The organism is Superficieibacter sp. BNK-5, from assembly GCF_047456055.1.
In the GTDB taxonomy this organism is placed as follows: Bacteria; Pseudomonadota; Gammaproteobacteria; order Enterobacterales; family Enterobacteriaceae; genus Superficieibacter.
This window is the reverse complement of the sequence record NZ_CP179893.1, coordinates 985,617-1,005,483: the sequence shown is the minus strand read 5'-3', so window position 1 is coordinate 1,005,483 and position 19,867 is coordinate 985,617. Positions and strand designations below refer to the sequence as shown.

Genomic DNA, 19,867 nt, shown 5'->3' with positions numbered 1-19,867 from the left:
AAGCTAATGGCTTTAAATCTTCAAGACAAACAAGCGATTGTTGCTGAAGTCAGCGAAGTAGCCAAAGGCGCGCTGTCTGCAGTAGTTGCGGATTCCCGCGGCGTAACTGTAGACAAAATGACCGAACTGCGTAAAGCAGGTCGCGAAGCCGGCGTATACATGCGTGTTGTTCGTAACACCCTGCTGCGTCGTGCTGTTGAAGGTACTGCTTTTGAGTGCCTGAAAGACGCGTTCGTTGGTCCGACCCTGATTGCATACTCTATGGAACACCCGGGCGCTGCTGCTCGTCTGTTCAAAGAGTTCGCGAAAGCGAATGCAAAATTTGAGGTCAAAGCCGCAGCCTTTGAAGGTGAGTTGATCCCGGCATCGCAAATCGATCGCCTGGCAACCCTGCCGACCTACGAAGAAGCAATTGCACGCCTGATGGCAACCATGAAAGAAGCTTCGGCTGGCAAACTGGTTCGTACTCTGGCTGCTGTACGCGATGCGAAAGAAGCGGCTTAATCGCCATTATCTTTATCAAGCATCTGCTTACGTATAAACTTATTCTGATTTTCAGGAACAATTTAAATGTCTATCACTAAAGATCAAATCATTGAAGCAGTATCCGCTATGTCCGTAATGGACGTTGTAGAACTGATCTCTGCAATGGAAGAAAAATTCGGTGTTTCTGCTGCTGCCGCTGTAGCTGTAGCTGCTGGCCCGGCTGAAGCTGCTGAAGAAAAAACTGAGTTCGACGTAATTCTGAAAGGTATTGGCGCGAACAAAGTTGCAGTAATCAAAGCAGTACGTGGCGCAACTGGTCTGGGCCTGAAAGAAGCTAAAGACCTGGTAGAATCTGCTCCGGCCGCTCTGAAAGAAGGCGTGAGCAAAGATGACGCTGAAGCACTGAAAAAATCTCTGGAAGAAGCTGGCGCTGAAGTTGAAGTTAAATAAGCCAACCCTTCCGGTTGCAGCCTGAGAAATCAGGCTGATGGCTGGTGACTTTTTAGTCACCAGCCTTTTTGCGCTGTAAGGCACTGGTAGCATTTCACACTGTTTGACTACTGGTTGTCCTGACAATGCTTGTTTCTATCGACGCCTTAATATACTGCGACAGAGCGTCTGTTCTGTGTAAATCGCAATGAAATGGTTTAAGCGTGATAGCAACAGGCATTGCGGAAAGTGTTCCATTTTCCGGTCAACAAAATAGTGTTGCATAAACTGCCCCTTTGCTGGGCAGCGTGGGTCGACTTGTCAGCGAGCTGAGGAACCCTAATGGTTTACTCCTATACCGAGAAAAAACGTATTCGTAAGGATTTTGGAAAGCGTCCGCAGGTTCTGGACATTCCTTATCTCCTTTCCATCCAGCTTGACTCGTTTCAGAAGTTTATCGAGCAAGATCCTGAAGGGCAGTATGGTCTGGAAGCTGCTTTCCGTTCCGTATTCCCGATTGCCAGCTATAGCGGTAATTCTGAGCTACAGTACGTCAGCTATCGCCTGGGCGAGCCAGTATTTGACGTGCAGGAATGTCAGATTCGTGGCGTGACCTATTCGGCACCGCTGCGCGTAAAACTGCGTCTGGTGATCTACGAGCGTGAAGCGCCGGAAGGCACCGTTAAAGACATTAAAGAGCAAGAAGTGTACATGGGCGAAATTCCGCTCATGACCGATAACGGTACCTTTGTTATCAACGGTACTGAGCGTGTTATCGTTTCTCAGTTGCACCGTAGCCCGGGCGTCTTCTTTGACTCCGACAAAGGCAAAACCCACTCTTCGGGTAAAGTGCTGTATAACGCGCGTATCATTCCTTACCGTGGTTCCTGGCTGGACTTCGAATTCGATCCGAAGGACAACCTGTTTGTCCGTATTGACCGTCGCCGCAAACTGCCTGCGACTATCATTCTGCGCGCGCTGAACTACACCACTGAGCAGATTCTGGATCTGTTCTTTGAGAAAGTCATCTTTGAAATCCGCGACAACAAGCTGCAGATGGAACTGGTGCCTGAACGCCTGCGTGGTGAAACGGCCTCCTTTGACATTGAAGCTAATGGCAAGATTTACGTCGAAAAAGCGCGCCGTATTACCGCACGCCATATTCGTCAGCTGGAAAAAGACGATATCAAACATATCGAAGTTCCGGTTGAGTACATCGCAGGTAAAGTCGCGGCTAAAGACTACGTTGACGAATCCACTGGTGAACTGATTTGCCCGGCGAACATGGAGCTGAGCCTCGATCTGCTGGCTAAGCTGAGCCAGGCTGGTCACAAGCGTATCGAAACGCTGTTCACCAACGATCTGGATCACGGTGCGTATATTTCTGAAACGGTTCGCGTCGACCCGACTAACGATCGCCTGAGCGCGCTGGTAGAAATCTACCGTATGATGCGCCCTGGCGAGCCGCCGACACGTGAAGCGGCTGAAAGCCTGTTTGAGAACCTGTTCTTCTCTGAAGACCGCTACGATCTGTCTGCGGTAGGTCGTATGAAGTTCAACCGTTCTCTGCTGCGCGACGAAATCGAAGGCTCTGGTATCCTGAGCAAAGACGACATCATCGAAGTGATGAGAAAGCTCATCGGTATCCGTAACGGTATCGGCGAAGTCGATGATATCGACCACCTCGGCAACCGTCGTATCCGTTCCGTCGGCGAAATGGCGGAAAACCAGTTCCGCGTTGGCCTGGTACGTGTAGAGCGTGCGGTGAAAGAGCGTCTGTCTCTGGGCGATCTCGATACCCTGATGCCTCAGGATATGATCAACGCCAAACCGATTTCTGCGGCAGTGAAAGAGTTCTTTGGTTCCAGCCAGCTGTCTCAGTTTATGGACCAGAACAACCCGCTGTCTGAGATTACGCACAAACGTCGTATCTCCGCACTCGGCCCAGGCGGTCTGACCCGTGAACGTGCAGGCTTCGAAGTTCGAGACGTACACCCGACGCACTACGGTCGCGTATGTCCAATCGAAACGCCTGAAGGTCCAAACATCGGTCTGATCAACTCTCTGTCCGTGTACGCACAGACAAACGAATACGGTTTCCTCGAGACCCCATATCGTAAAGTGACTGACGGTGTCGTAACCGACGAAATTCACTACCTGTCTGCTATCGAAGAAGGCAACTACGTTATCGCTCAGGCGAACTCCAACCTGGATGACGAAGGCCACTTTGTAGAAGATCTGGTTACCTGCCGTAGCAAAGGCGAATCCAGCTTGTTCAGCCGCGACCAGGTTGACTACATGGACGTATCCACTCAGCAGGTGGTTTCCGTCGGTGCGTCCCTGATCCCGTTCCTGGAACACGATGACGCCAACCGTGCATTGATGGGTGCGAACATGCAACGTCAGGCCGTTCCAACTCTGCGTGCTGATAAGCCGCTGGTTGGTACGGGTATGGAACGTGCTGTTGCCGTTGACTCCGGTGTTACTGCAGTGGCTAAGCGTGGCGGTACCGTACAGTACGTCGATGCATCCCGTATCGTTATCAAAGTTAACGAAGACGAGATGTATCCGGGCGAAGCGGGTATCGACATCTATAACCTGACCAAATACACCCGTTCTAACCAGAACACCTGTATTAACCAGATGCCGTGTGTGTCTCTGGGTGAGCCAATTGAGCGCGGCGACGTGCTGGCAGATGGCCCGTCTACCGACCTCGGTGAACTGGCGCTCGGTCAGAACATGCGCGTAGCGTTCATGCCGTGGAACGGTTACAACTTCGAAGACTCCATCCTCGTATCCGAGCGTGTTGTTCAGGAAGACCGTTTCACCACCATCCACATTCAGGAACTGGCGTGCGTGTCCCGTGACACCAAGCTGGGGCCAGAAGAGATCACCGCTGATATCCCGAACGTGGGTGAAGCTGCGCTCTCCAAACTGGATGAATCCGGTATCGTTTACATTGGTGCGGAAGTCACCGGTGGCGACATTCTGGTAGGTAAGGTAACGCCGAAAGGTGAAACCCAGCTGACCCCAGAAGAGAAGCTGCTGCGTGCGATCTTCGGTGAGAAAGCGTCTGACGTTAAAGACTCTTCTCTGCGCGTACCAAACGGTGTTTCCGGTACGATCATCGACGTTCAGGTCTTTACCCGCGATGGCGTGGAAAAAGACAAACGTGCGCTGGAAATCGAAGAGATGCAACTCAAACAGGCCAAAAAAGACCTGTCTGAAGAACTGCAGATCCTCGAAGCCGGCCTGTTCAGTCGTATCTATGCGGTGCTGGTTGCCGGTGGCGTTGAAGCTGACAAGCTTGACAAACTGCCGCGCGATCGCTGGCTGGAACTCGGCCTGACCGACGAAGAGAAACAAAATCAGCTGGAACAACTGGCTGAGCAGTACGACGAACTGAAACACGAGTTCGAGAAAAAACTCGAAGCGAAACGCCGTAAAATCACTCAGGGCGACGATCTGGCACCGGGCGTGCTGAAAATCGTTAAGGTATACCTGGCGGTTAAACGCCGTATCCAGCCTGGTGACAAGATGGCAGGTCGTCACGGTAACAAAGGTGTTATCTCTAAGATCAACCCGATCGAAGATATGCCTCACGACGCTAACGGTACGCCGGTAGACATCGTGCTGAACCCGCTGGGTGTACCGTCTCGTATGAACATCGGTCAGATCCTGGAAACTCACCTGGGTATGGCTGCGAAAGGTATCGGCGATAAGATCAACGCCATGCTGAAACAGCAGCAGGAAGTCGCCAAACTGCGCGAATTCATCCAGCGTGCCTACGATCTGGGCGCTGATGTGCGTCAGAAAGTTGACCTGAACACCTTCAGCGATGAAGAAGTTCTGCGTCTGGCTGAAAACCTGAAAAAAGGCATGCCGATCGCAACGCCGGTCTTCGACGGTGCGAAAGAGTCTGAAATCAAGGAACTGTTACAGCTGGGTGGCCTGCCGACTTCCGGTCAGATCACGCTGTTCGACGGTCGTACCGGCGAGCAGTTCGAACGCCAGGTTACCGTCGGCTATATGTACATGCTGAAACTGAACCACCTGGTTGATGACAAGATGCACGCGCGTTCTACCGGTTCTTACAGCCTGGTTACTCAGCAGCCGCTGGGTGGTAAGGCGCAGTTCGGTGGTCAGCGCTTCGGGGAGATGGAAGTGTGGGCGCTGGAAGCTTATGGCGCAGCATACACCCTGCAGGAAATGCTCACCGTTAAGTCTGATGACGTGAACGGTCGTACTAAGATGTATAAAAACATCGTGGACGGCAATCATCAGATGGAACCGGGCATGCCGGAATCCTTCAACGTACTGTTGAAAGAGATCCGTTCGCTGGGTATCAACATCGAGCTGGAAGACGAGTAACTCTCGCTCAACAGGTCACTGGTGCTGGCGTAACCGCCAGCACCAGATTGTGCTAACTCCGACGGGAGCAAATCCGTGAAAGACTTATTAAAGTTTCTGAAAGCGCAAACTAAAACCGAAGAGTTTGATGCGATCAAAATTGCTCTGGCCTCGCCAGACATGATCCGTTCATGGTCTTTTGGTGAAGTTAAAAAGCCAGAAACCATCAACTACCGTACGTTCAAACCTGAGCGTGACGGCCTTTTCTGCGCCCGTATCTTTGGGCCAGTAAAAGATTACGAGTGCCTGTGCGGTAAGTACAAGCGCCTGAAACACCGCGGTGTGATCTGTGAGAAGTGCGGCGTTGAAGTGACCCAGACTAAAGTGCGCCGTGAGCGTATGGGCCACATCGAGCTGGCCTCTCCGACTGCGCACATCTGGTTCCTGAAATCGCTGCCGTCCCGTATCGGTCTGCTGCTCGATATGCCGCTGCGTGATATCGAACGCGTACTGTACTTCGAATCTTATGTGGTTATCGAAGGCGGTATGACCAACCTGGAACGTCAACAGATCCTGACTGAAGAGCAGTATCTGGACGCGCTGGAAGAGTTCGGTGACGAATTCGACGCGAAGATGGGTGCGGAAGCTATCCAGGCCCTGCTGAAGAGCATGGATCTGGAGCAAGAGTGTGAAACGCTGCGTGAAGAGCTGAACGAAACCAACTCCGAAACCAAGCGTAAGAAGCTGACCAAGCGTATCAAGCTGCTGGAAGCGTTCGTTCAGTCTGGTAACAAACCAGAGTGGATGATCCTGACCGTTCTGCCGGTTCTGCCGCCAGATCTGCGTCCGCTGGTGCCGCTGGATGGTGGTCGTTTCGCAACCTCTGACCTGAACGATCTGTATCGTCGCGTCATTAACCGTAACAACCGTCTGAAACGTCTGCTGGATCTGGCTGCGCCGGATATCATCGTACGCAACGAAAAACGTATGCTGCAGGAAGCGGTTGACGCCCTGCTGGATAACGGTCGTCGCGGTCGTGCGATCACCGGTTCTAACAAGCGTCCTCTGAAATCTTTGGCCGACATGATCAAAGGTAAACAGGGTCGTTTCCGTCAGAACCTGCTCGGTAAGCGTGTTGACTACTCCGGTCGTTCTGTCATCACCGTAGGTCCATACCTGCGTCTGCATCAGTGCGGCCTGCCGAAGAAAATGGCGCTGGAGCTGTTCAAACCGTTCATCTACGGCAAGCTGGAACTGCGTGGCCTGGCCACCACCATCAAAGCCGCGAAGAAAATGGTTGAGCGTGAAGAAGCTGTCGTTTGGGATATCCTCGACGAAGTGATCCGCGAACACCCGGTACTGCTGAACCGTGCACCAACACTGCACCGTCTGGGTATCCAGGCGTTTGAACCGGTACTGATCGAAGGTAAAGCTATCCAGCTGCACCCGCTGGTGTGTGCGGCCTATAACGCCGACTTCGATGGTGACCAGATGGCTGTTCACGTACCGCTGACGCTGGAAGCCCAGCTCGAAGCGCGTGCGCTGATGATGTCTACCAACAACATTCTGTCTCCGGCGAACGGCGAACCTATCATCGTTCCGTCTCAGGACGTTGTACTGGGTCTGTACTACATGACCCGTGACTGTGTTAACGCCAAAGGCGAAGGCATGGTGCTGACTGGCCCGAAAGAAGCTGAGCGTATTTATCGCGCCGGCCTGGCCTCTCTGCATGCGCGTGTAAAAGTGCGTATCACTGAATACGAAAAAGATGAAAACGGCGAATTCGTTGCGAAAACCAGCCTGAAAGACACGACCGTTGGCCGTGCGATTCTGTGGATGATCGTACCGAAAGGTCTGCCTTTCTCCATCGTCAACCAGGCGCTGGGCAAGAAAGCGATCTCCAAAATGCTGAACACTTGCTACCGTATTCTGGGCCTGAAACCGACCGTTATTTTTGCGGACCAGACGATGTACACCGGCTTTGCTTATGCAGCGCGTTCAGGTGCATCCGTTGGTATCGATGACATGGTCATCCCGGAGAAAAAACACGAGATCATCTCTGAAGCGGAAGCTGAAGTTGCTGAGATCCAGGAACAGTTCCAGTCTGGTCTGGTAACCGCTGGCGAACGTTACAACAAAGTTATCGATATCTGGGCTGCGGCGAACGATCGTGTATCCAAAGCGATGATGGACAACCTGCAAACTGAAACCGTGATTAACCGTGACGGCGAAGAAGAGCAGCAGGTTTCTTTCAACAGCATCTACATGATGGCCGACTCCGGTGCGCGTGGTTCTGCGGCACAGATTCGTCAGCTGGCGGGTATGCGTGGTCTGATGGCGAAGCCGGATGGCTCCATCATCGAAACGCCGATCACCGCGAACTTCCGTGAAGGTCTGAACGTACTTCAGTACTTCATCTCTACTCACGGTGCGCGTAAAGGTCTGGCGGATACCGCACTGAAAACCGCGAACTCCGGTTATCTGACGCGTCGTCTGGTTGACGTTGCGCAGGACCTGGTTGTTACCGAAGACGATTGCGGCACGCTGGAAGGCATCACCATGACCCCGGTTATCGAGGGTGGTGACGTTAAAGAGCCGCTGCGCGATCGCGTACTGGGTCGTGTGACCGCAGAAGATATTCTGAAGCCGGGTACCGCGGACATTCTGGTTCCACGCAACACGCTGCTGCACGAACAATGGTGTGACCTGCTGGAAGAGAACTCCGTTGACTCTGTCAAAGTGCGTTCCGTTGTATCCTGTGACACCGACTTTGGTGTATGTGCGCACTGCTACGGTCGTGACTTGGCGCGTGGCCACATCATCAATAAAGGTGAGGCTATCGGCGTTATCGCGGCACAGTCCATCGGTGAGCCGGGTACACAGCTGACGATGCGTACGTTCCACATCGGTGGTGCGGCATCTCGTGCGGCTGCTGAATCCAGCATCCAGGTGAAAAACAAAGGTAGCATCAAGCTCAGCAACGCGAAGTCGGTTGTAAACTCCAGCGGTAAACTGGTAGTGACCTCCCGTAATACCGAGCTGAAACTGATCGACGAATTCGGTCGTACCAAAGAGAGCTATAAAGTACCTTACGGTGCGGTTATGGCGAAGGGTGATGGCGAGCAGGTTGCTGGCGGCGAGACCGTAGCAAACTGGGATCCACACACCATGCCGGTTATCACCGAAGTAGCAGGTTTCATTCGTTTCACTGACATGCTTGATGGTCAGACCATCACCCGTCAGACTGACGAACTGACCGGCCTGTCTTCGCTGGTGGTACTGGACTCTGCGGAACGTACCGCAGGGGGTAAAGACCTGCGTCCGGCGCTGAAAATCGTTGATGCTAACGGTAACGATGTTCTGATCCCTGGCACCGATATGCCGGCTCAGTACTTCCTGCCGGGTAAAGCGATTGTGCAGCTGGAAGATGGCGTTCAGATCAGTTCTGGTGACACCCTGGCGCGTATTCCGCAGGAATCCGGCGGTACCAAGGACATCACCGGTGGTCTGCCGCGCGTTGCGGACCTGTTCGAAGCTCGTCGTCCGAAAGAGCCGGCTATCCTGGCGGAAATCAGCGGTATCATTTCCTTCGGTAAAGAGACCAAAGGTAAACGTCGTCTGGTTATCACCCCGTTAGACGGTAGCGATCCTTACGAAGAGATGATCCCGAAATGGCGTCAGCTTAACGTGTTTGAAGGCGAACGTGTAGAACGTGGTGACGTGGTTTCCGACGGTCCGGAAGCGCCGCACGACATCCTGCGTCTTCGTGGCGTACACGCGGTAACGCGTTACATCACCAACGAAGTACAGGACGTTTACCGTCTGCAGGGCGTTAAGATTAACGATAAGCACATTGAAGTTATCGTTCGTCAGATGCTGCGTAAAGCAACCATCGAAAATGCCGGTAGCTCCGACTTCCTGGAAGGCGAGCAGGTAGAATACTCCCGCGTCAAGATTGCCAACCGCGATCTGGAAGCGAATGGCAAAATCGCAGCAACTTATGCTCGCGATCTGCTGGGTATCACCAAAGCGTCTCTGGCAACCGAATCGTTCATCTCTGCCGCATCGTTCCAGGAGACCACGCGTGTCCTGACCGAAGCAGCCGTTGCGGGCAAACGCGACGAACTGCGTGGCCTGAAAGAGAACGTTATCGTCGGTCGTCTGATCCCGGCGGGTACCGGCTATGCGTACCACCAGGATCGTATGCGCCGTCGCGCAGCGGGTGAACTGCCAGCTGCACCGCAGGTGACTGCGGAAGATGCGTCTGCCAGCCTGGCAGAACTGCTGAACGCAGGTCTGGGCGGCTCAGACAACGAGTAATCGCCAGCCTTGTGTTAAAAAAGCCAGTCAGGTTTCCTGACTGGCTTTTTTTTGTTTCTTTTTTGCAGATTACCGCTTCCCTTCATGCTTTATCAAAAAGTTATTCATCTGTTGCTTTTCTTGTAACTTGCTGAATTTGCATGTTTTTACTTATAAAATTCCCGTTTGCTTTTGTTTTATAAAGATTTGTGTGAAAGGATTCATAGAATCGAATGCGTATACGAAATATAACTATAGCGTGAGGTGAAAATATGTTCAGCAAAGAGAGACATCGTGAAATATTGGTCTATTTGAATAAACATGAACGTGTAACCGTTAATCAGCTTGCGATTTTATTTTATGTGAGCAAAGAAACCATCCGTAATGATTTGAATATACTTGCTAAACAGGGATTTGTTCAGCGTTGTCATGGCGGGGCAATAATATTGCGCCGGGTTTTCCATACTCAGCTGGTTAATGATTTTGGTACCTCGATAGTAAAGGTATTGAATCAGGTAAATATGCAGCGAAAAATCACAAGAAAAAGGAAAATAAAAATAATGAAAAATAAAGTATGTATATTAGGGTCTTTTAACGTTGATATTATCGCAAAAGTCGATCGGTTCCCAAAAAGCGGTGAATCGATCCTTGCCAGCAACACGATCATTGGTCCGGGTGGTAAGGGCGCAAATCAGGCTATGGCGGCAAGTAAATGCCAGGTTCAGGTTCATTTTGTGGGTAAAGTAGGTAAAGATCACTTTAGTCAGATGGCTCGTGATCACCTTTCTTCATCAGACATCAGTAGTTTTACCCTCTACCAGGATGAAGAGTATAAAACAGGTAGCGCAATAATATATGTTTCACAGCCTGCGGGTGAAAACATGATAGCGATTCATTCCGGAGCTAATCAACATATTACAGAAAGTGAAGTATCCAGTATTGCCAGTGAGATGGCAGATGCAAAAATATTTTTAACCCAACTTGAAAATAACTTTGAGGCGACGCATAAAGCATTGATGATGGCGTCTCAACTGGGCGCGAAGACCATTCTCAACCCTGCACCTTACTCGGCCCGTACCATAGAATGCCTTCCCTGGGTTGACTATTTAACTCCTAACGAAACTGAAGCCTCAATGATGTCAGGCATTGAAGTTAATGATATAGATAGTGCAAAAAAAGCGGCGCAGGCGATCAGAGCAATAGGTGCTAAAGACATTATTATCACTATGGGTTCACAAGGTGCATTGATATACGAGGGGAGCAAGTTTACCCATATTCCGGCGCTTAAAGCCTTGAGTGTCGATACTACCGGCGCGGGAGATGCGTTTAATGGTGCATTTGCGGCTGCCATCGCGCAGGAGCAATCACTGATTTCCGCTGCAAAATTTGCTTCCGCTTTCGCTTCTCTGGCAGTGGAGCGTGAAGGAGCTTCCAGCATGCCCGAATATCAAAACGTATTATCACGACTCGCTCAATATGAAAGGAAATAAGATGACGACTCAAGTACAAAGTAAGGTTGATACGTCGGGGCCGATGAGAGTTGAAACCAATGGCGTCAACCCGGTTACTGATGGAGAGCGTTATGGTACGCCAGCCGGGCTTTTCCCTATCTGGTTTTCATGGAACGTTTCGATCCTCGGGATTACTTACGGGATTTATGTTTATTCGTTGGGGCTAAGCTTGTGGCAGGCGATCATCGCGGGTGTGGCCGGATATTTTCTCTCCAGTATGTTGGTAGGTATCCTCGCCGTTGGCGGTCCAAGGACGGGTCTGCCGACACTCACTCAGACGCGTTTTGCATTTGGCTATCATGGCAATAAAATTCCGACACTGTTCGCTTACATCTCGAATATGGGATGGAAGGTAACGATTATTACCCTTTCTTCCACGACGGGAGCGTCGCTATTTGCGACGTTATGGCCCGGTGTTTTTGCTGCAGAGGGAGGGCATCCTACTCTGGCTTGCCTGCTGGGTTGGTTCATCGTGACGCTGGTATTAACGATGTCGATTGCGATTTATGGTCACCAGTTGATCATGAAAGTAGAAAAATACATCGCATGGCTGACAGGCGGGATGAGCATTATCTTTATCATTTTGATCCTGCCGCACATTCACTGGTCCCAGTCGGGCACCACGCCTGATGCCGGCCTGTTAACATTTATTGGGGGCATGGTCATGGCAATGACCATGGTGGGGCTGGGTTTCCTCAACTATGGCGGCGACTTTGCCCGCTATCTTCCGCGTAATACCTCCGCGAACAAAGTTATTTTCTGGACCGCAACGGGAATATCCCTTCCGGTTTCTATCCTGCTGATCCTCGGCGTATTACTGGCGGACAGTAATCCTGCCCTGAGTGGTGCTGCTGCGTCCGAGCCTATTGCCGCGTTAACGTCTTTCCTGCCGTTCTGGTTTTACGTCCCTTTTTCTATTGTGATTATCATTTCCCTGCTGGCGGCGGCAATTACCGGGGTGTATAGCTCAGGTCTTGCGCTACTGGCGATGGGCGTTCCGGCCAGTCGCTCCACCACGACAGCGATTAATGCCGTTATCATCGCCTTCGGCGCTTTCTATTTACTGTTTGTCTCTGACTCTTTTCTGGCGACCTTCCAGTCCTTCCTGGCAACGGTATCTGTCGTACTGGGATCAATGGGAGCCATTCAACTGGTGGATTTTGCCCGGCAGAAGCGACTGGGCTGGAACCCGGACATGGCTCGACCTGCGGGGGCTGGTGGACGCAATGGACGCTGGACGGCCTTGCTGTCGCTTTTCATTGCATCAGTCGTAGGGATGGGAACCATTACCTCTGGCGATCCGTGGATTGCGCATCTTGTTGGATTTTTACTAACCGAGGAAACCAAAACCAGCGTGTTTGCTACTGCGAATATCGGCGTGGTTGTGGCGATGATTGTAGGGGCCGCGCTGTATGCGGTATTGACCTATGTCTGTCATTTTGAGGTGCTCACACATAAGGTCAGCGTAAAGGAAAATCGCCATGAATAAGCCTTTATCCGATCTATTACAACGTTTTCAGAAGCCGGATGTCTGGCATCTTCCTGCAACCTACTGGTTCTGGCATACCATCCCGAGTCATCAGCAGATCGACCAGCAATTATTGCAATTGCGGGAAGGGGGATACGGATCGTTTCAGATTGCTGCACGTTTAAGCCTGCCGCTGGAACAATATCTGAGTGATGAATGGCTGGCCGCCTGTCGTTATACCGCTGATAAAGCGGCTGACATGGGGCTGATGATGGGCGTGTATGACGATTACAACTGGCTGTCCGGACATGCTGGTGGAAGAACGGTTGCCGGGCATGATGAGCTGCGTGAGCGACACCTCTTCTGGAGCCAGGCGCACGGCACTGCGTTAGAAAAAGTTATTACCTGTGCCATTTCCGGTATCCGCTCTGCTGATGCTCAGGCCTTACAACAGTGCGGTATGGAATGGATATTTGAAGACGGTAAACCTGCCTGGGATGAATGGGAAATTGTGGCTGCCTATGCTACTCCGGCTTTCTCTTCATTCGATACGGATAGCATCGTCGATGTTGCTTCTCTTGCCCGGGTGGTAGAAACGTCACAGGATGGACTACGCGTGGAATTTGATGTCGACACGCTGCCGTGGCGGGAGAAAACGATCGTGACCCTGTTTACCGCTGCGCGTTGTCGTACTTCAAGAATGATTAATTACCTGATGCCTGAAGCGGCGAAGAACTTTATTCGTGTCGGTTATGAACCCTATGCGCGTGCCTTTGGCGAGCATTTTGGGAAGACGGTCGCTTATATGTTTTTTGACCAGCCACACAGTTGTTTCTGGCAGTGGAATGAACATTCAGGATCGGTGAAATCCTCTCTAATGTTTGATCATCGCCTCATTGATGCGTTGAAAATGAAGGGCGGCCAGTTACCTGAGATCTTACTGTCACTGGTCATGGATATTGGCGAGCGCACCGCCCGGCGACGCTGCGAATTTTTTTCATGCTACTCACAGCTTGCAATGACCTCTTTTTTTGGCGAGCTTGCTGCGTGGTGCCGCCAGCGAAATGTACTGCTCAGCGGCCACGAAGTATTGGGCCATGTCAGTAGCTGGGATTTTGCCAGTAAAATTATTACTGAGGATAACCGCTGTAATTTTGCAATGGATTACTTTGCGCTTGATGGCTGGCGGGATATCACTGCGGTTGATTCTCGTAATAACGAGCCACAGATGGCGGCAAAAGTCGGTGATTCCGTTGCCCGCGCTCATGGACGCAAAGGGTGTATCGTTGAGCAATATTATGCTCGCGTGCGACCGGGCACGCATTTTGCGGCGGGGCAATGGGAACTTTCATTGCACGAAACCCGAAGACAAGCGTTTCGTCATCATCTGCTGGGAGCAAGGCAATTTTTGATGCATGCTTTCTGGTTAACGGATGGAACCGCAGATGACAGCGTGTTAAGTAATCCACGTTTTGATTTTGCCCCCGGCATTAACTTTCAGCCCTGGTACCCTTTCCATGCCAGCTTTGCACATGAGTCTGGTCGCCTTGCCGAGTTTCTTGACGCCGGCAATCCTTATATAGACATCGGTGTGATCTATCCGAAACGCACATTCTGGTATTTCGGTATTGATGGCGAAGAAGGCGCAACTGGAGCCAGATGGGCACAGAAACTCAGCGCAGAAGGCTATGAATATTTCTTTATTGATGAAGAGAATTTATTGCAGGCGCAGGATCGTCTAATCAACGGTGAACGCTACGCTGCGTTGTTATTACCTGATATGAAAGTCGTAAAGTCCGCTGAAACACTACAGCAACTGGAGCGCTTTGTTCACGCTGGCGGACGATTACTGGTAGCAGGAGGCGAAATAACGCATAGCGAAGAGAAGGGCGCAGATAATGGGCTTAATGAGCGCCTGAGAAGGCTTATTGATAATCATGCTCAATGCTGTTTTATGCAGGACGAATTCCCTGACAACCTTAAAACCGAACGTCCTTACATTGAATTTGAATCACAGGGTAAGCAGGTCTGGACGCGGATAACGCATGACGACGACGCACAGTACATCACGTTGTTCAATGATAACGACACGCCGCTGTATGCCTGGTTGCACTTCCCCACGCTGTGTGGACAGCTCTATGAATGGGATATCGCCACAGGAGAGGTTCACTGTCTGGCAGAAGATGTAAACGAGAGTTATCCCGTCAGAGTAGACGCATGGGCCGTTCGTTGCTTTTCTCTTCAGACCAATGAGCGAACACGCAGTATCGCGCTGGACAGCAACTGGCAACTGATGGCTGATAATATTTCCCGTCCTGTTGATGTCAATCAGGGATGGGAAACGCAAGGGTTAGAAGACTGGTGTGGAGTGGGGCGTTACCAGCTTAACTTTGAACTTGACGCTATTATCGATGATGCACAGCTATATTTACCCGAGGTATCCGGCTGTGTAGAGGTCTGGCTTAACGGCGAGAAAATTGGAGAAAAAGGATGGCCAGACTATCGGTTTATGTTATCTGCACATCGACTCCGCAAAGAGAATACGCTGACTATAGTGGTTTATCCTTCCGCTGCTAATCATTATTATGCGAAAAGCGCATGGCAGGGAGAGAGGCCAGACGCTTGCGGGCTTACGGCTGCACCCTACCTGCGCACAAATAACGTCGTTAAGATTGTCAGCAAATTCCTGCATTCATAAGGATGACGCGCATTCTGAGCCAGTGACGTCAGGTGACTGGCTCAGACATAGCACGTTCTTCACATCCTTCGGAAATCAACGGCATCTTGTGTTTCGCTCTGGCAGAAATGAGGGTAAGTACGGTTACGGTAAGGCGAGAGAGATACTTTATAAAAAATCTCCCGAAGCTGCGAGGCTTCGGGAAATAGTCAGGCAGGGATTAATTCACCAGCGGCAAACGACGGTATAACTCAATCATGTCACCCGCCAGATCCTGAATCACCATGGCGTTCATCAGGTGATCCTGAGAGTGGACGGTGATCAGATTGACCGGCAGTTTACCAGCCCCTTCATCAATACCGATAAGCTGCGTCTGGATTTTATGCGCATGCTTAACGTATTCGCGGGATTCTTCCATGGCCTGCTCTGCGCCAGTAAAGTCGCCTTTACGCGCCAGTTGTAGCGCCGTTAATGCCTGGCTGCGTGCTGCGCCAGCATTCACCAACAGCTCCATAATGATCGTTTCTAAATCTTCCACAACGTTACTCCATTAGCTTGAGGGCTTTCTCAAGTACGACATCACCTTTCATCATGCCGTAATCCATCATATCGATAACCGCGACTTTTTTGCCCAGCGGGTCGGCCTGTGCCTGTAATTTTGCCTGCTCGTATTTCACCTGTGGCCCCAGTAAAACGATATCAGCGGTAGCGATATTGTCATTAAACTCAGCGACCGGCACAGCTTTGATCGACACCTCGACTCCTTTCTTCTGAGCCGCATCCTTCATACGTTGAACTAACATGCTGGTGGACATACCGGCAGCACAGCATAAAACGATGTTCTTCATAACTAGCCCTCAATGTTCCTTGGTCCTTAATCATTATCCTTTGAAGGCGCGACAGACAACGCTTTTGCGTTGAATGTGTGTAAGGCATCACAAAGAAATCATCAAAAAACTGAAACCGGTTACATTTTGTCATTGAATCGACGGGCGCTCATACGATTGGCGAACTGAACCGTGTCGGGGAACAGGTGACTTTCAAATGTGCCTCCAGTCACAAAACACGTTTAATCCTCACTGTTCAACTCATCAGCCATTGACACAAAAAGCAGCTGTAAATATTATCGCGTCATGGTGGTATATACCACTTAGCCAATGCAAGGACAGTGAGAATGATATGAATAAGTTCACTGAAGTGATGGAAAGAAATTTATTGCCGCTGGCAATGAAAATTGAAAGCAACGATTATCTTTCTGCGATCAAGGATGGTTTTATCAGGATTATGCCGTTCCTGATTATTGGCTCCTTATTTTTACTGATCGCCAACTTGCCTTTCCCTGGATACAGCGATTTTATCGTTGGTTTGTTTGGCGATAAATTCATTAGCCAGCTTAATTATATTCTTGATGCAACCTATTCAATCATGGCGCTGTTGGTGGTTGTCAGCATCAGTATCAGTATGGCGAAACGCTGGCAGCTTAATGAAATATCCTGTGCACTTATTTCGCTGGTCTGTTTTATGATTATTACCCCATTTAAACTGCTGCAGGAGCAGGGTGGGGCGATCAGCGATGTGATCCCGGTTTTTGCTTTAGGTGCCCAGGGGTTATTCCTGTCAATTATTGTAACGCTCATCGCGGTCAGACTTTATCGTCTGTGCAGCCATCCCCGCCTGATGATTACCATGCCGGATAGCGTGCCCCCGGCGGTAGCGAATAGCTTCAGTTCACTCATTCCTTCATTATTAATCGTGCTGTTTTTCTGGTTAATACGTCTGCTGTTTGAATACACGACGTATGGCACCGTGCAAGAGATGATTTTCACGGTCCTGCAAGCGCCAATGATGAAGCTGGGCAACACGCTGCCTTCACAGATGATCGCTGAATTTTTTATCAGCTTCTTTTGGTTCTTTGGTCTGCATGGCGACTCTATCGTCACAGCGATCATGGGGCCGGTCTGGCGTTCGCTGACCCTGGAAAATTTGCAGGCGATGAAAAGCGGTTTAGCGCCTGTGAATATCATTACGCAACAGTTCCGCGACGTCTTCCTGATTTGCGGCGGCACCGGCTTTACGCTGGCCATGCTGCTGGTGATGTTGTTTCGCGCCAAAAGTAAGCGTATGCGTGAAATTGCAAAATTAGCAACGCCGGCTGCCATTTTTAATATTAACGAACCCATTATTTTTGGCGTGCCCATTGCACTTAATCCACTACTGCTTATTCCATTTATTCTCGTGCCAGTCGTGCTTTGCGTGATTACCTATAGTGCGATGGCAAGCGGTTTTCTGCCGTTAACCTCCGGGCTGGAAATCCCCTGGACAACGCCAATTTTTATTAGTGGCTTTCTGATCTGTGGCTGGAAAGGGATGTTATTCCAGGCGATAAACCTCATCGTGGCGATGACAATTTATTATCCCTTTGTGATGACACTGGATCGACAATATTTGCGCGATGAAGTTAGCCTGAAAACAGAAATGACAGATGAATTATCCGAACAGAATATTACAAGGACCGCATAATGAATAAGAAACTTAAGATAGTCACTATCGGCGGCGGTAGCTCTTATACCCCAGAAATTATAGAAGGTTTTATTCAGCGGTATCATGAGTTACCGATTGGCGAAATCTGGCTGGTAGACGTGGAGGCCGGTCGGGAGAAGCTCGAAATCGTCGGCAATCTGGCAAAACGAATGGTGGAAGCGGCGGGCATCGACTGCCAGATCCACCTTACGCTTGACCGTCGTGAAGCGCTGAAGGATGCCGACTTTGTGACGACGCAGCTACGGGTAGGGCAACTGGATGCGCGTATCAAAGACGAACGTATTCCGCTTTCTCACGGCCTGATTGGCCAGGAGACCAACGGTGCGGGCGGGCTGGCAAAAGCGCTGCGCACTATCCCGGTGATCCTGGATATTTGCCGCGATATGGAAGAGCTATGTCCGGATGCGTGGCTTATCAACTTTACCAATCCAAGCGGTATTGTGACGGAAGCGGTCATCAAACATAGCCGGATTAAATGCGTCGGCTTGTGTAACCTTTCGCAGTCCATGCAGCGGATGGTGGCGGAGATCCTCGGCGTAGATAAATCCCGCTTCCTGTTGCAACTGGTGGGGTTGAACCACTTCTTATACGGCACGCATGTCTATATGGACGGTAAAGATGTGATGCCGGAAGTGCTGAAAAACCTGAAGTATGACAGCGAGCATAAGCCGAAAAATATCCCCGATATTCCGTGGCTACAGGAGCAAATTCAGCATCTGGGCGTCATTCCCTGCCCGTATCACCAGTATTACTACACCACCAGCGACGTGCTGGAAAAACAGCTGCATGAGTATGCCGAACACGGCACGCGCGGCGAAGTGGTGAAAGCCGTCGAGCATGAATTGTTTGAGCTGTATAAAAATCCCGACCTGCATGAAAAGCCGAAGCAGCTTGAACAGCGCGGCGGGGCGTATTACTCCGAAGCCGCCTGTGAGCTAATCAGCGCTATCTACAACGATAAGAATTTGTTGATGACGGTGAACGTGCGCAATAACGGCGCAATTCGCTCGTTACCGGATAACGTTGCGATTGAAACCACCTGCGTGATTGGTCGCTACGGTGCGATTCCGTTAAATAACGATCCGTTGCCGTCCACCGTCTCCGGCCTGGTGTCTGTAATGAAATCCTGGGAAGAGATGGCGGTAGAGGCAGCCGTTACTGGCAGCTACGGCGCGGCGTTGCAGGCGCTTACGCTCAATCCACTGGTGCCGTCGGGCAAAGTCGCGAAGGTTGTGCTGGACGAACTGCTGGAAGCCCATCGCGACTATCTGCCGCAGTTTTTCAGGGCGTAAGCACTTTATGGCTGCGCATGCGGAACAGGTCGCCACGGTTATAACTCCAGGAGTAGTTAAACACCGTGCCGTCGGCCAGCCACGTGCGCTCCTTAATATGCAGCATCGGAGAGTTAACCGGGACGCTCAGCAGCTTCGCCATTTCCGCATCAAACAGGCTGGCGGCTACTTCGGAATCCGTGCCGCCAATTTTTTGCTGGCAGGCTTTTTCGATAAAAGTGTACAGGGAGTGGTGCTGTAACGTGTCGTCGTCAATCGTGGCGACGATGCCCAGCGGAATATAGCTGTCTTCGATCAGGGCCGGGACGCCATCGAAGAGACGCACGCGGCGAATGGCGTGAACCGGCTCATCCGGTGATACGCCGAACTGGCTGGCGAGATGCGCGCCCGCCGGCTGCTGAACATGGTAAACCAGCCGGCTGGTGATGGTCGCCTTTTCGCTCAGTTCCTGAGTGACGCCCAGCGCGCTGTTTTTCCCTTCCGGGTTAAGCAGGTAAACCGGGGGAGCGAAGGTCCGGCAAACGAACGTGCCTTTGCCAACGATTTTTTTCACCAGGCCTTCCTGCTGCATATGGGCAATGGCTTTCTGAACCGTAGCGCGCGTTACCTGATACGTTTCCGCCAGCTCGCGCTCAGAAGGGATGAGTGCACCGACGGGATACTTCTGGTTTTGAATATCACGCCTGAGCGTGTCGCGGATCAGAATATAGACTGGCTTCATGGCGGTCCCGGAGAGATTCATTAAAAGACTGGCGTCGGAATGCGATGGCACCACGTTCGCCAGACGTAAGGATAACAAAATCTGGAAAATCAT

At 51.0% G+C, this 19,867-nt stretch carries 12 protein-coding genes; 9 read left to right on the top strand and 3 right to left on the bottom strand.

Going from position 1 to position 19,867, the window contains the following annotated elements; translation table 11 throughout:
* The first annotated feature begins 6 nt into the window (after positions 1 to 6).
* The 7 genes from rplJ to ACMGGS_RS04810 all read left to right on the top strand — a co-directional run bounded on the left by rplJ (position 7) and on the right by ACMGGS_RS04810 (position 15,241).
* Positions 7 to 504, top strand: coding sequence for a 50S ribosomal protein L10 (gene rplJ, locus ACMGGS_RS04840; RefSeq protein WP_038865708.1), 498 nt, complete (start codon positions 7 to 9; stop codon positions 502 to 504).
* Positions 505 to 570: 66 nt separating this feature from the next.
* Positions 571 to 936 carry a 50S ribosomal protein L7/L12 gene (gene rplL / locus ACMGGS_RS04835; RefSeq protein ID WP_049842133.1) on the top strand — a complete coding sequence of 122 codons (366 nt, stop codon included), beginning with the start codon at positions 571 to 573 and terminating at the stop codon, positions 934 to 936.
* A 321-nt stretch (positions 937 to 1,257) separates the two neighbouring features.
* A complete protein-coding gene (gene rpoB / locus ACMGGS_RS04830) occupies positions 1,258 to 5,286 on the top strand; it encodes a DNA-directed RNA polymerase subunit beta (protein WP_414165252.1) in 4,029 nt (1,342 codons plus the stop codon).
* Between the two features lie 75 nt (positions 5,287 to 5,361).
* Entirely contained in the window at positions 5,362 to 9,585 is a 4,224-nt protein-coding gene (gene rpoC / locus ACMGGS_RS04825; protein ID WP_176916992.1) for a DNA-directed RNA polymerase subunit beta', read from the top strand.
* A gap of 251 nt (positions 9,586 to 9,836) precedes the next feature.
* The gene (rbsK, locus tag ACMGGS_RS04820; RefSeq protein ID WP_414165251.1) at positions 9,837 to 11,054 is read left to right on the top strand and encodes a ribokinase; all 1,218 of its coding nucleotides are present in this window, start codon (positions 9,837 to 9,839) and stop codon (positions 11,052 to 11,054) included.
* A 1-nt stretch (position 11,055) separates the two neighbouring features.
* A complete protein-coding gene (locus ACMGGS_RS04815; RefSeq protein WP_414165250.1) occupies positions 11,056 to 12,564 on the top strand; it encodes a purine-cytosine permease family protein in 1,509 nt (502 codons plus the stop codon).
* Positions 12,557 to 15,241: a hypothetical protein gene (locus ACMGGS_RS04810; RefSeq protein WP_414165249.1), complete on the top strand. Its 2,685-nt coding sequence runs from the start codon at positions 12,557 to 12,559 to the stop codon at positions 15,239 to 15,241. Before ACMGGS_RS04815 ends, ACMGGS_RS04810 begins: the two co-directional genes overlap by 8 nt.
* A 199-nt stretch (positions 15,242 to 15,440) precedes the next feature.
* Here the strand turns inward: ACMGGS_RS04810 and ACMGGS_RS04805 are convergent, their stop codons facing one another.
* Complete coding sequence (locus ACMGGS_RS04805; RefSeq protein ID WP_194207312.1) at positions 15,441 to 15,758, bottom strand: PTS lactose/cellobiose transporter subunit IIA; 318 nt, start codon at positions 15,756 to 15,758, stop codon at positions 15,441 to 15,443.
* Between the two features lie 4 nt (positions 15,759 to 15,762).
* Entirely contained in the window at positions 15,763 to 16,068 is a 306-nt protein-coding gene (locus ACMGGS_RS04800) for a PTS sugar transporter subunit IIB (RefSeq protein WP_103678670.1), read from the bottom strand.
* Positions 16,069 to 16,399: 331 nt separating this feature from the next.
* Here ACMGGS_RS04800 and ACMGGS_RS04795 point away from each other — a divergent pair, with 331 nt between their 5' ends.
* Together ACMGGS_RS04795 and ACMGGS_RS04790 are read left to right on the top strand one after the other, a co-directional pair.
* The gene (locus ACMGGS_RS04795) at positions 16,400 to 17,740 is read left to right on the top strand and encodes a PTS sugar transporter subunit IIC (RefSeq protein ID WP_414165248.1); all 1,341 of its coding nucleotides are present in this window, start codon (positions 16,400 to 16,402) and stop codon (positions 17,738 to 17,740) included.
* Entirely contained in the window at positions 17,740 to 19,053 is a 1,314-nt protein-coding gene (locus ACMGGS_RS04790; RefSeq protein WP_414165247.1) for a 6-phospho-beta-glucosidase, read from the top strand. Before ACMGGS_RS04795 ends, ACMGGS_RS04790 begins: the two co-directional genes overlap by 1 nt.
* On the opposite strand, the gene ACMGGS_RS04785 is transcribed toward ACMGGS_RS04790, so the two are convergent.
* Complete coding sequence (locus ACMGGS_RS04785; RefSeq protein WP_414165246.1) at positions 19,043 to 19,867, bottom strand: GntR family transcriptional regulator; 825 nt, start codon at positions 19,865 to 19,867, stop codon at positions 19,043 to 19,045. The genes ACMGGS_RS04790 and ACMGGS_RS04785 overlap by 11 nt on opposite strands.